Here is a 13,229-nt window from a genome sequence, read left to right on the forward strand (position 1 = left end):
ATTACGTAAGCGCCTAGACCTCTGTAAAACAACTAAAATACGAATGTATGATTAATTATTATTTGACTAAAAAGGCCACTGTTCTCTACAGCATGCTGCTTTTTCTGTTTTCCTTAAGTGTCTCTGCACAGGAAAAACAAATAACCGGTGTAATAACTGATATGAATAGCACTCCCTTACCCGGAGTCAGTGTACTAGTTAAAGGCACCACCACGGGTGCAGTTACCGGTTTTGACGGAGATTACAGCATCACTGCAACTCCTCAGGACATTCTGGTTTTTTCTTACGTAGGTTTTAATGAGCAGGAAATTACTGTTGGAACCAAAACAACGATTAATGTTTCTATGCAGGAAAACGTTGCAGAACTCAACGAAGTTGTTTTAGTAGGTTACGGGCAGAAGTCTAAAACCACCCTGACCGGATCGGTTTCTACCGTTAAAGGCGAAGAACTGGTTAAGAGTCCGCAACCCAACCTATCAAACTCTTTTGCCGGAAGGCTTTCTGGGGTTGTAGCCAACAACCGTTCAGGAGAACCCGGAGCTGACGGCGCCACGATACGTATACGCGGTATCAGCACCACGGGTGATAACAATCCCCTCGTGGTAATAGATGGGATTCCAAACCGTCTGGGCGGTCTAGAGCGTCTTAACCCTAATGATGTGGAAAACATTACCGTACTTAAAGATGCTTCCGCAGCTATTTATGGGGCGCAGGCAGCAAACGGTGTAATTTTAATTACTACTAAACGTGGTAAACTGGGCAAACCCACATTCAGCGTAACTGCAAATCAGGGCTTCTCTACTCCGGCAAACTTACCGGAATTGGCAGATTCCCCTACGTATGCCCGAATTCTTAATGAGATCAATTTCTACCGGAATCCAAGCGGAGGCATGAATCAGATTTATAGCGAAGAAGAAATCACTCTTTTTGCTAACGGAAGTAATCCCGATGTATACCCGAACACCAGCTGGACTGATGAGGCCATCAGTGATTGGTCTTTACAGGACAACGAAAATGTCTCTATTAGAGGAGGTGGTGAGAATTTCAGGTATTTCACTTCTTTAGGTCGTACCAATCAGGATGGAATCTATAAAAACGGAATCAACAATTACAAGCAGGTAAACCTGCGCGCCAATCTGGATGTTGATGTAACTTCAAACCTGACTTTAGGCGTTGACCTCAACTACCGCAAGGAAGACCGTATTTTCCCTACGCGTAGTGCCGGTGACATCTTTAGAGCAATTTACAGAACCTATCCTACTATACCGGCCCGCTACACTAACGGATTACCTTCTGCTGGTGTTGAGCAGGGACAAAACCCTATTATCATCCCTACCGGAATTCCGGGAACCGATGTACAACCCACAACGGTATTAAACTCAACAATTACTTTAGATTACAAACTGCCTATTGAAGGTTTGTCTATTAAAGGTTTCTATTCTGAAGACCGAAGCTTTGCAGCCCGCAAGCGCTTTGCAATTCCCTTTACAGTCTATCAGATCGACAACAGCACAAACCCGCCTTCATTTAATGAGGTAATTGCCGGTCCTGATTCCAGAACTCCTGAATTGCTTCAGGCTCAGGATAACAGACAACTTCAAACGGCAAACATACGTCTCAACTTTGAGCGCAGTTTTGGTCTGCACCACATCAATTCGTTTATCGCTTATGAGCAACAAGAAAGCGACCGAAGCTATTTTGATGCTTTCCGCAGTGGATTTATCTCTGCTGAAATCCCTGAATTTAATTTGGGCGGTGGTGAACCGGAGCAAAGTACTAACAGTGGTTTTAGTCAGCGTTTTACCCGTCGCAACTACTTTAGCCGTATTTCTTATGATTATGACCAAAAATATTTAGCAGAATTACAGGCGAGATACGACGGTTCTTCCCGTTTTGCAGCTGGAAATCGCTACGGCTTTTTCCCAAGTATTTCTGCAGGTTGGAGAATCTCTGCGGAAGAATGGTTTAAGTCTGAAAACGTAAGAAACTTAAAAGTGAAAGCATCTTATGGTTTGCTGGGTAATGATCGAATCGATCCGTTTCAATATTTAAATACGTTCGCTTTACGTCCTACAGATTTTGTAGATCCAAATGGAACGCCATTGCCTATTTTTATCATCAACCAGCTCGCCAATCCAGGAATCACCTGGGAAACCGCCCGTAAACTGGATATTGGCGTAAGTGCAGATTTGTTTGACAACTTCAGTATAGAGCTTGACTACTTCCACGAAGTGCGTAGCGATTTGTTAACCGCACGTAGCGGCTCCTTACCTTTTGTATCAGGTATTGTAAATGAATTTGGTCTGGATGCAATAATTCCACAGGAAAATATAGGTGAAGTAAAAAATCGTGGTTTTGAAGCTGTTTTAGGATATGATAAAACCTGGGGCGAGTTCAATTTCTTTGCCGATGCTAATTTTACCTTTAATAAGAATGAAGTTGTATTCTTAGACGACCCACAGGGTATTCCAGATTATCAATTATCAAGAGGAAAACCTTTAGGTTCTGAATTGCTTTACGAAGCAATTGGTATCTTTAGAACACAGGAAGATTTAGATAATAATGTAACCCTTCCCGGTCAGCAACTGGGAGACCTTATCTACCACGATGTAGATGGGGACGGCGAAATCACTCAGCTTGACCGCGTGCGTCAGGAATTAACAAATGTTCCGCAAATTGTTTACGGTTTAACTTTAGGAGCCAATTATAAAAACTTTGATTTGACGGTATTATGGCAAGGTCAGGCACGTTCGGTACAGTACGTGGCACCTGAATCTGGAGAGGTAGGAAACTTCTTCAGCACCTGGGCAGACAACCGCTGGAGCCCCACAAACCCTAACGGGAGCTACCCAAGAGTTGATGTGCGTACTTCTTCAAGTATAAATGAAGGCTTATTCAGAAATGATTTCTGGCTGGTAAACACGTCTTTCTTAAGGCTTAAAAACCTGGAACTGGGCTATAGCCTGCCCGAAAGCAGTCTTTCCTTTTTAGGAATAACTTCAGCACGGGTTTACGCCAGTGGTTACAACCTGGTCACTTTTACCGAATCTAAAGATGTTGACCCTGAAGGAGCCAGCAATAACGGGCAGTTTTACCCGCAATTGAAAACATATAACATAGGAATTAACGTTAACTTTTAAGTGATGAAGAAATATATAATGATGTTAGCTCTGGGAAGTCTTTCATTAGTTCATTTGAGCTGTGATCAGGACTTGCTGGATGTAGAAAGCACCAGTTTGACAGACCAGGCCGTATGGGCAGACCCTGTATTAGCCGAAGCATTTGTACGAGGTCTTTATACGGGCGTACGCCTCGCAGACAAAGAGCCCGGGCACAACGGCGGGGATACACCTGCGGGTTTTGGCCGTGGTTTTCACTGGGCGATGTGGGCTTCGGTTTCTGATGAGGCGATATACAGCAATGATGACGCAACCTACCTGGTACAACGCGGTCAGATGAGCCCCAGTAACTACGGGTTTATGAGCACCACCTGGGGGCGTAGTTATCGCAATATTCGCGAGGTAAACCTGGCGCTTTCCAATATTGATACCGAGGCCTCTCCTTTTGATCAGGAAACCAAAGATTTACTTGTAGGTGAATTGCGATTCATACGTGCATTTAGGTATTTTGAATTGTTACGCGGTTTTGGCGAAGTCCCATTAATGGGAGATGAAGTATATGAGCTTACCAGCAATTTTGATGCGCTTTATGACAGAAAACCCATAGATGAGGTGGTTGCCTACATAGAAAGCGAACTTGACAAAGCCATAAGCTTACTACCGGAATCTAACGGTGCTCGTGCTACAGATGCCGCAGCAATGGCCCTTAAATCAAGAGTAATGCTTTATGCGGCGAGTCCGTTATTTACAGACGGTGCTGATGACACGGCAAAATGGACTAAAGCCGCACAGGCTGCAAACGACGTAATGGATCTTAATCGCTTTAGCCTGGTTACCAATCTGGATTCAGATCCTTCTGAAAACTTCAGAAAACTGTTTGTTACCCGCACAATGACCAGCGAAGACATCTTTATGCGTTTTTATATGCCTGCCAGCAACAGCGGTGGCCGCGCTATTCCTACAGAGCGTATGAACGGACCAAACGGTTCTGGTGGATGGGGAGGTAACTGCCCCACGCAAAACCTGGTAGATGATTTTGAAATGATTGACGGTTCTGATATTGAGGACGCAGGCTCCGGATATGATCCGCAAAACCCGTACGTAAACCGCGATCCTCGTTTTTATGCTACTGTGGTCTATAACGGTTCTATACTTAGAGATCGTGCTTACGAGTCTTTTGTACCTAACGGAAAAGATAGCCCCGACGGAAATGAGCCATGGAACACCTCTCCCACCGGCTACTTAATGCGTAAATTTATTCAGGAAGACATCACGCTTAACGACTGGAATAATATGGGTGCATCTCCCTGGAGGTATTTTAGATATGCTGAAATTCTGCTTAACTATGCCGAAGCACAAAACGAAGCTGCCGGCCCTGATCAGTCTGTTTACGATGCCGTAAACGCGGTACGCCAGCGTGCAGGTATGCCTGCGTTAAGCGGACTTACAAAAGATCAAATGCGTGAAGCACTGCAGCAGGAAAGACGTGTGGAATTAGCTTATGAAGAGCATCGTTATTTTGACGTACGTCGCTGGATGATCGCGATGGCTGTTGAAAACAAACCTGCAAAATCTATAGAGATTACCAGAGCTTCAAACGGAAGCCTTACCTACGAAGACGGGATTGCCCTTGAAGGCAAGAAGTTTGAAGAGAAACACTATTGGTTCCCAATTCCGCTTAGTGATATTACTGCATCAGGTGGTAAGCTGAAGCAAAATCCCGGCTATTAATACGCCGTATTGATTTTTCCACATAAAGGGAAGGAATGATTTTCCTTCCCTTTTTTTAATTAAACCGGTCAACGATGAAAACAAAACTTATATATAAAACACTTGCTGCTTGCATCTGCTTGCTAGTTTGCAGTGCATCGGCTCAAGCACAGACTTCTGAAGAAGGCAAAAGTCTTTTTAATGAAGATTGGCAATTTCATAAAGGGGATCTCGATCTAAAAGAAAAACAAATTGACAACGCAAACTGGCGCGATGTGACGTTGCCGCACGACTGGAGTATTGAGGGACCCTTTGATGCACAATGGGCGAGTGGAACGGGGTTTTTACCCGGAGGCATCGCATGGTATCGCAAATACTTTGATATCGATTCACATGACTCAAATAAACGCTATGCGATCTATTTTGACGGTGTTTACAAAAACTCAGATGTATGGATCAACGGGACGTGGATAGGCAGAAGACCCAATGGTTTTATTGCCTTTGAGTACGATCTTACCCCATACCTCAAGCGGACCGGAAATGAGATTTTGGTTCGGGTAGATCATACGCAGTATGCAGACTCCCGTTACTACACCGGTTCAGGCATTTACCGAAACGTGTATCTTAAAACCAAAGCCCCTGTACATTTCAAAACCTGGGGAATCGGTTTTGCAACGCCCGAAGTAAGCTCAGAACAGGCTAGTTTTATAGTCACTGCCCAATTTCAAAACACAGCAAATGCTTCGGCTAATCTGAAAGTTCAGGCTGTTCTTACAGATGCCTCCGGAAATACGGCTTATACCGAAAGTTTTCCGGCAGAGGCTGATGTTAATACTTCCGCAGCTATTGTGTTTAAAGGAATGGTCACAAGCCCAAAACTTTGGTCTCCAAAACATCCCAATCGTTATACCTTAACCTTAAACCTCCTTGATAATGGAGAAATCATAGATTCTCAAACGCAGCAGATGGGTTTCAGAAGTCTTCATTTTGACGCCAATAGCGGTTTTACCCTTAATGGGGAAAATATGCTGCTGAAAGGGGTTTGCATACATCACGATGCCGGTGCCCTGGGAGCTGCTGTACCTAAAGAAGTATGGGCAGAACGCCTGCAAACCCTAAAAGATTTAGGTTGCAACGCCATACGTATGAGTCATTATCCGCATCAGGATTACCTGTATGAGCTTTGTGACGAGATGGGCTTTTTGGTACAGGACGAAGCCTTTGACGAATGGGCGCGCGGTAAAAACAAGTGGATCGAAGGTTGGAATGTAGGCACACCTGGTAATGACGGTTCTTTTGAAGCTTTTGCCGAATGGGGAAAACGCGATGTGCAGGATATGATCAAACGCAACCGCAACAGACCCTCCATCATTATGTGGAGCATTGGTAACGAGATTGATTATCCTAATGATCCTTACACGCATCCGGTTCTGGATACCGGAAGAAATCCGCAGATTTTTGGACGGGGCTTTAAACCCGGCAATCCGTCAGCAGATGCCTTAGGCATTTTAGCTAAAGAACTGGTTGCCGCAGCAAAAGCAATTGACACCACCAGACCCATTACCGCGGCTCTGGCCGGTGTACCTATGTCTAATGAAACCACGTATCCCGAATCCTTAGATCTTGTGGGTTACAATTATCAGGAATACCGCTATGCCGAAGATCATCAAAAATATCCCGATCGAATTATTTACGGCAGTGAAAATGGAGATGCTTACTCCGCTTGGAAAGCTGTAACAGACAATCCGTATATCGCTTCTCAATTTATCTGGACGGCATTTGATTTTATTGGCGAAGCGCGCCCATGGCCAAAGCGAGGCAGCGAGGCCGGAATTCTGGATCTTGCAGGAAAACCTAAGCCTGATTTCTATTTCAGACAAAGTTTGTGGAGTGAAAAGCCAATGGTTTATCTGGCCACTGCAAATACCGAAGAAAATGCCCGTAAACGGCGCAATTTGAAAGCAGAATGGTCTGGTGATAAAAGAACACCCACTTTCGTGGCATTCTACAGCAATGCCGAAGAAATAGAACTGATTTTAAACGGAAAATCTTTGGGTAAGCAGCAGGTGATCTATGCTGATGATGCTATGCCCTTCTTTAAAGTCCCGTATCAGGATGGCAAGCTTGAAGCCCGTGCTTATGTTAACGGAATCGTAGTGGCTCGCAACCTTCTTGAAACACCGCGCGAATTGAAAAAAATAAAGCTTACAACAGCTGCTTTACCAAAAGTCATCAAAGACCCTTCTGTTATAATAATTGATTTGGAACTCGTTGATAAGAATGGAACGCTTATAACTGAGAAAGATGAGGAAGTCAATTTCACTCTTGATGACTCCCTGATTCTATTAGGGGTTGAGAATGCAGACCAAAGTAGCCATCGCTCGTTTACTGACACTACACAATTTACCCATAACGGAAAACTTAGAGCCTATTTCAAAAAGACCGGCAACACGGGGAACCTGAGAATTAGCCCGAAGAATGACACTCTAAAAGCCCTAAGCTACACTATTAAATAAGAATTGATTCTAAAACAAAAAGCCGTTTGAGATCTAACGGCTTTTTGTTTTCAAAGGCTTACGAGTTCTGACAAGCCAAATTGACTTGCCGGCATATTCATTATATTTTGAACAATATCGTGTAGGTCTGGGATTACCGAAGTAGCTAAAGGAGTCATACTATTAAAAAGTACGCAAACACCAAAATCTTCTGAAGGATAAAGGGCGATTTCATTTCTAAAATTACTTACAGAGCCTCCGTGATGAATCATACTGGTTTCAACCCCGGTTTCTGCATTTATAAAGTCGTGTATTCTCCACCCATAAGCGTAAGATGACTTCAAATGCCCTTTCCAACGCTGATAATACTTTCGACCATCAAGCATTTCTATTTGTGGAGTAAATACCGATTGTAAGCCAGATTTTGTCAAGACAGATTCTTCGTGACCCAGTAAAAAGTGCATCCACTTTGCCATGTCTTCTGCGCTCGCATTTATACCACCTGCAGGCACCGCATTGTAATACTTTTTATTTACCGGAATTTGCATCCACCCTTTTGCTGTGTTTTTGTGAGGAAACGCATAATTATCTGTATTAATCATCGCATCATAATCTGTAGATGCCGTTTTCATATTTAAGGGGTTAAAAATTTTATTCTGAAGCAACTGCTGAATACTCTGCCCGGTAGCGGCCTGCATCATCTCACCACTTAAAGCAAACATTGCATTTTGATAGCTATACAGATCTCCCGGTTTTGAAATGGCATTTATAACCTTAAACTTTTCAGCAATTTGAGACATTGCAAGTCCTGCCTCTACAAGATTAGTATAGCAGTGATAAGGAACTCCAGTTGTATGAGACAAAACATTAGATAGGGTTATAGCCTGCTCATTCAATTTATTTTTTAAATGAAATTGCGGCAAAGCCGTTGCAAGCTTGTCGTCCCAACTTAAGTTACCTTCTGCTACTTCTATACCGGCTAGAACTCCTGTGAATCCTTTTGATAACGAACCCAATCTAAAAACCGTCTGTGCATTTACTGAATCTGATTTAGAAAAGCTACGCATCCCAAATCCTCCATTAAACACTATTGAATCACCTAAAACTACACTTACGCCTGCTCCTACGATTAGCTGTTGATCAATAGCTTTTTTAAAGTAATCTGCTATCGCCAAATTAATAGCATTTTTACGCAATTTAAAAAGCTCTTTCTCTTGTTTACTCACTCCGTCTGCTACACTGGTCACATTAACTGCAGTAGGTAATTTTACCTTATTTTGAGAATCAAAGTTATGAGTAGATAATGACAGGGAAATTAAGAGTACTAAAACTGTACTCCAGAGGAAGAATTTTTTATTAATCATTATAAGTTGGGGATATTCAGTTTAATGCAATCAAATTTAGGTTAAAAAACAAATAATATCGCTAAAATGCATTTTAAGTAATTTAGATAGAATTTTACGTTCATATAAATTTTTCTAATACGATATCCTTACAGAACTATAAAAAGTCCTTTTCCTTTAAAATGAACAAACTTTTTTGATTCATTAAGTCTCTTTAAAAGTATGCGATTTTTATAGAGAACTTCTTTCAAGCGTATTTAGTATGTCCTTTTTATTATAGTTATTAACGTATGGTGTTTCCTATAAAACTCGCGAGATAAAATTCTAATAGAACTTAAGACTTAACAGCTAAACGAATTAGCTAATAAAAGACAAGAATTAGTCAATATATACCAAGAACTTCAGTATCTATTTGATAATTTGACGCTCTAAATCACTTTTTATTTTAAATCACAAAGGAGTTTGCAACTCCTTACAAACTATACAGCTTTATGTTTTCTAAAGACACCTACAAACAGCGTCGTTCTGTTTTAAAAAAATCACTGGGCTCAGGCCTAATAATTTTTCCGGGTAATGGTGAAAGTTCAATGAACTACAAAGACAACTGGTATGCGTTTAAACAAGACAGCACTTTTATTTATTTTACAGGAATCACTCAAATTCCAGATTTATACTTTGTAATAAACATAGATGATAATGATGAGATTCTTTTTGGCGACAATCCTACTGCCGAAGAAATGGTCTGGACAGGAGCCAAAGAACCCTTAGAGTCATTTGCTCAAAAATCTGGTTTCAGCACAGTCAAATCAAAATCTGAACTTTCAAAGTACATCAGTTCTCAAATAAAGAAAGGTCAAAACGTACATTACCTTCCACCCTATCGTGCTGCTCAAAAAATAGAACTTAGTCAACTCTTAAATATTCCGTTAGGCGAATTAGAAACCAGAAAATCTGTTGCACTTATAAGAGCTATTGTTGCGCTCCGCGAGTTGAAAACCCCAGAAGAACTTATAGAGATTGAGCAGGCTGTTAACACGACCGCAGCTATGCATAAATTTGCGATGCAACATACCAGACCTGGTATGAGTGAGATGGAGATTGCCGGTAAGCTACAGGCAATTGCTATCGCGGGAGGCGGCAACACCTCGTTTCCTATAATTTTAACTAAAGACGGGCAGTACTTGCACAACCACGCTTCTACAACAATTCTTAAGGATGGTGATCTGGTTTTATGTGATTGTGGCGCAGAGAATGTGATGGGTTATGCAGGTGATATGACACGTACCTTTCCGGCAGGAAAGCGTTTTAGTCCGGTTCAAAAAGATATTTACAATGTGGTGCTTCACGCACACAATACAGCAATAGCCGCCCTAAAACCGGGAATTAAATTTCTTGATGTGCATCTTCTGGCTTCAAAAAAATTAGTTGAAGGACTTATTGATCTAAAACTTATGAAAGGAAATGCAGATGATGCGGTTGCCGCAGGCGCTCACACGTTGTTTTTTCAATGTGGTTTAGGTCATATGATGGGGCTGGACACACACGATATGGAAAATCTGGGCGAAGAATATGTAGGGTATACTCCTGAACTTAAAAAAAGCACAGCCTTTGGTCTAAAGTCGTTGCGTTTAGGTAAAGAATTAAAAAAAGACTTCGTACTTACCGTTGAACCTGGTTTGTATTTTAATCCTTTTTTAATTGATGAGCGCAGAGCCCAAGGAATGTATACTGATTTTGTAAATTATGATGCGGTAGAAAAGTTTAAAACATTTGGTGGTGTACGGGTTGAAGAAGACCTTGTCATAACAGCTACCGGAAGTACAATTTTAGGAGAACCTCTTGCAAAAACCACAGAAGCTATAGAAAATCTTAGAAACTTTTAGTTTATGAAAAAAACAATTATCTGGTTTGCTTTAGCACTCGTGGTGTTATTCAACTTTCAGCTTACAGCTCAAGAAAATGACCTGAGCATGTTATCTCTAGATCGTATTTATACCTCAAATGAATTTAATTCAGAAAGTGCCCGACCTATATTCTGGATCAATAACGGAGATGCTTTTATAACGGTTGAGCAAAATGCATCTGGCGCAGATGAACTTATAAAATACAGCAGTAAAACTAACGCGCAAGCTACCTATTTAAATGCAGCTACACTAACACCAGCATTTGCTTCAACAAGCTTGCCTATTGTAGATTTTAGTCTTTCTAAAGACGAAAGCAAAGTACTCATTTTTACAAATACAAGCCGCGTATGGCGCTCTAACACCAAAGGTGACTATTGGGTTTATGACTTTGACACTAACAAACTCAAACAATTGGGAACGCAGCTTCCGGCATCTTCTTTAATGTTTGCGAAGTTCTCTGAAGACAACAGTTATGTCGCCTATGTTTCTGGCTTTAATATTTACAAAGAAAACTTTAAAACCGGCGAGGTATTACAACTCACTCAAGATGGCACCGGTGATATCATAAACGGCACATTTGACTGGGTGTATGAGGAAGAATTTGGTGCCCGCGACGGTTTTAGATGGAGTCCAGACGCCTCTAAAATTGCCTACTGGCAACTCGATGCTTCAGAGATTGAAACTTTTTATATGATAAACACTACAGACTCGGTTTATTCACAGCCTATACCTCTACAGTATCCTAAGGTAGGCTATAACCCATCGTCTGCCCGGTTAGGAATTGTTAATACAAATACTCAGGAAACTAAATGGATTCCTATTCCGGGAGATCCTGTTCAACATTATTTACCGGCAATACAATGGATAAGCAATGATTTGCTTTTAATTCAGCAATTAAACCGAAAACAAAATAAGCTTGTAATTTATATCTATGCTCCTGCTACGGAAGAATTAAAAACCGTCTACACTGAAACTGAAGAAACCTGGGTTGATTTAGGTTATCCTGACATTTCTGCAAATCAATGGGGCAAAAACGACCTGTTACTTACACCAGACAAATCGGCCTTCTTACGTATGACTGAAAATGATGCGTGGCGTCATATTTACAAAGTGAATTTTAAAACAGGAACTAAAACATTACTAACCCCGGGAGCATATGATGTTGCTGCATTCTACACTGCAACAGATAAAAGTGTTTATTTTTCGGCTTCGCCGGAAAATCCTGCCCAACGCTATTTATACACCGCATCTCTAAACGGAAAAGGAACTCCAAAATGCCTAACCCCTAAACAATATAGTGGCGTAAATACGTATCAAATCGCTCCTAACGGAAATTTTGCTATTCACAGTCATACAGATATTAATACACCTACAACGGTGCGCTTAATAAGTTTGCCAGATCATAAAACTATAAAAACACTGGTCGAGAACGCAGCATTAAAAGAAAATTTAGCAAAACTGAAGCTTCCGGAAACTAGCTTTTTTCAGGTTACAACAGAAGATGATGTTGTCGTAGAAGGCAGAATTACAAAGCCTGTAGATTTTGACGCTTCAAAAAAATATCCGGTTCTTTTTCACGTGTATGGTGAACCCTGGGGGCAAATGGCCACAGATATGTGGATAGGCACTTACGATATATTCTTAGCCCAAAAAGGATACGTCATCATCAATTTAGATAATAGAGGTACACCATCGCTAAAAGGCAGCGCATGGCGCAAATCTATCTACCGCAAGGTAGGTATTATCAATGCCCGCGATCAGGCTATGGCAACTAAAGAGCTCCTGAAAAAATGGAATTACCTGGATGCCGACCGTGTTTCAGTTTGGGGATGGAGCGGTGGTGGCTCTATGACGCTCAATTTAATATTTAAATATCCTGAGATTTATAAAACAGGAATGGCTATTGCAGCTGTGGCCAATCAGCTATTTTATGACAATGTTTATCAAGAACGTTATATGGGACTTCCGCAGGAAAATAAAGAAGATTTTATAAATGGTTCGCCCGCTACTTTTGCAAAAAATCTGGAAGGTAATTTACTTATCGTACACGGCACCGGCGATGACAATGTGCATTATCAGAATATGGAGTATCTTGTAAATGAACTCATCAAAAACAATAAGCAATTTACGATGATGGCGTATCCTAACCGATCTCATGGCATTTACGAAGGCGAAAATACCAGACGGCACTTGTACACACTTCTCACTAACTATTTAATGGAACACAATAAAAAATAACAGAAAATCACAGCAGAAAGGCTTCCTAAAAACGGAAGCCTTTTTAGTTGAGAATTCAATTATTTTATATTATGAAATTGGGATGAAAAGAAGTCCTGATGGTTCGGCAAATTCTTATCCTAAATTTATTCAATAAAAAAAGGCTTCACATTTCTGTGAAGCCTTTTGTGGGCAATGAGGGATTCGAACCCCCGACCCCCTCGGTGTAAACGAGGTGCTCTGAACCAACTGAGCTAATTGCCCTAATAGAGGCGTAATTGTAAAACCTTATTAAAAATACCAAACAGTGCCTGGTTGCTATTTCTTGCTAAGGGATAAAAAAAGGTTCCCAATTCTGGAAACCTTTGTGGGCAATGAGGGATTCGAACCCCCGACCCCCTCGGTGTAAACGAGGTGCTCTGAACCAACTGAGCTAATTGC

The 13,229-nt window shown here is 41.4% G+C and carries 6 protein-coding genes and 2 tRNA genes; 5 read left to right on the top strand and 3 right to left on the bottom strand.

Going from position 1 to position 13,229, the window contains the following annotated elements:
• The first annotated feature begins 47 nt into the window (after positions 1-47).
• The 3 genes from ACEN25_RS12615 to ACEN25_RS12625 all read left to right on the top strand — a co-directional run bounded on the left by ACEN25_RS12615 (position 48) and on the right by ACEN25_RS12625 (position 7,345).
• A complete protein-coding gene (locus tag ACEN25_RS12615; protein ID WP_441803233.1) occupies positions 48-3,140 on the top strand; it encodes a SusC/RagA family TonB-linked outer membrane protein in 3,093 nt (1,030 codons plus the stop codon).
• Positions 3,141-3,143: 3 nt separating this feature from the next.
• Entirely contained in the window at positions 3,144-4,850 is a 1,707-nt protein-coding gene (locus tag ACEN25_RS12620) for a RagB/SusD family nutrient uptake outer membrane protein (RefSeq protein WP_441803234.1), read from the top strand.
• Between the two features lie 74 nt (positions 4,851-4,924).
• On the top strand, positions 4,925-7,345 hold the full coding sequence (locus tag ACEN25_RS12625) for a sugar-binding domain-containing protein (protein ID WP_441803235.1): 2,421 nt from the start codon (positions 4,925-4,927) through the stop codon (positions 7,343-7,345).
• Positions 7,346-7,395: 50 nt separating this feature from the next.
• On the opposite strand, the gene ACEN25_RS12630 is transcribed toward ACEN25_RS12625, so the two are convergent.
• Entirely contained in the window at positions 7,396-8,688 is a 1,293-nt protein-coding gene (locus ACEN25_RS12630) for a serine hydrolase domain-containing protein (protein WP_441803236.1), read from the bottom strand.
• Between the two features lie 470 nt (positions 8,689-9,158).
• On the opposite strand from ACEN25_RS12630, the gene ACEN25_RS12635 reads away from it, so the two are divergent.
• The gene (locus ACEN25_RS12635) at positions 9,159-10,550 is read left to right on the top strand and encodes an aminopeptidase P family protein (RefSeq protein ID WP_441803237.1); all 1,392 of its coding nucleotides are present in this window, start codon (positions 9,159-9,161) and stop codon (positions 10,548-10,550) included.
• Between the two features lie 3 nt (positions 10,551-10,553).
• On the top strand, positions 10,554-12,809 hold the full coding sequence (locus ACEN25_RS12640; RefSeq protein WP_441803238.1) for a DPP IV N-terminal domain-containing protein: 2,256 nt from the start codon (positions 10,554-10,556) through the stop codon (positions 12,807-12,809).
• A 168-nt stretch (positions 12,810-12,977) separates the two neighbouring features.
• Here ACEN25_RS12640 and ACEN25_RS12645 read toward each other — a convergent pair.
• Positions 12,978-13,052 (bottom strand) — tRNA-Val (locus ACEN25_RS12645).
• 104 nt (positions 13,053-13,156) lie between these two features.
• Positions 13,157-13,229, bottom strand: a tRNA-Val gene (locus ACEN25_RS12650).

Origin of the sequence: Leeuwenhoekiella sp. W20_SRS_FM14 (genome assembly GCF_052119605.1) — a bacterium.
GTDB lineage: Bacteria > Bacteroidota > Bacteroidia > Flavobacteriales > Flavobacteriaceae > Leeuwenhoekiella.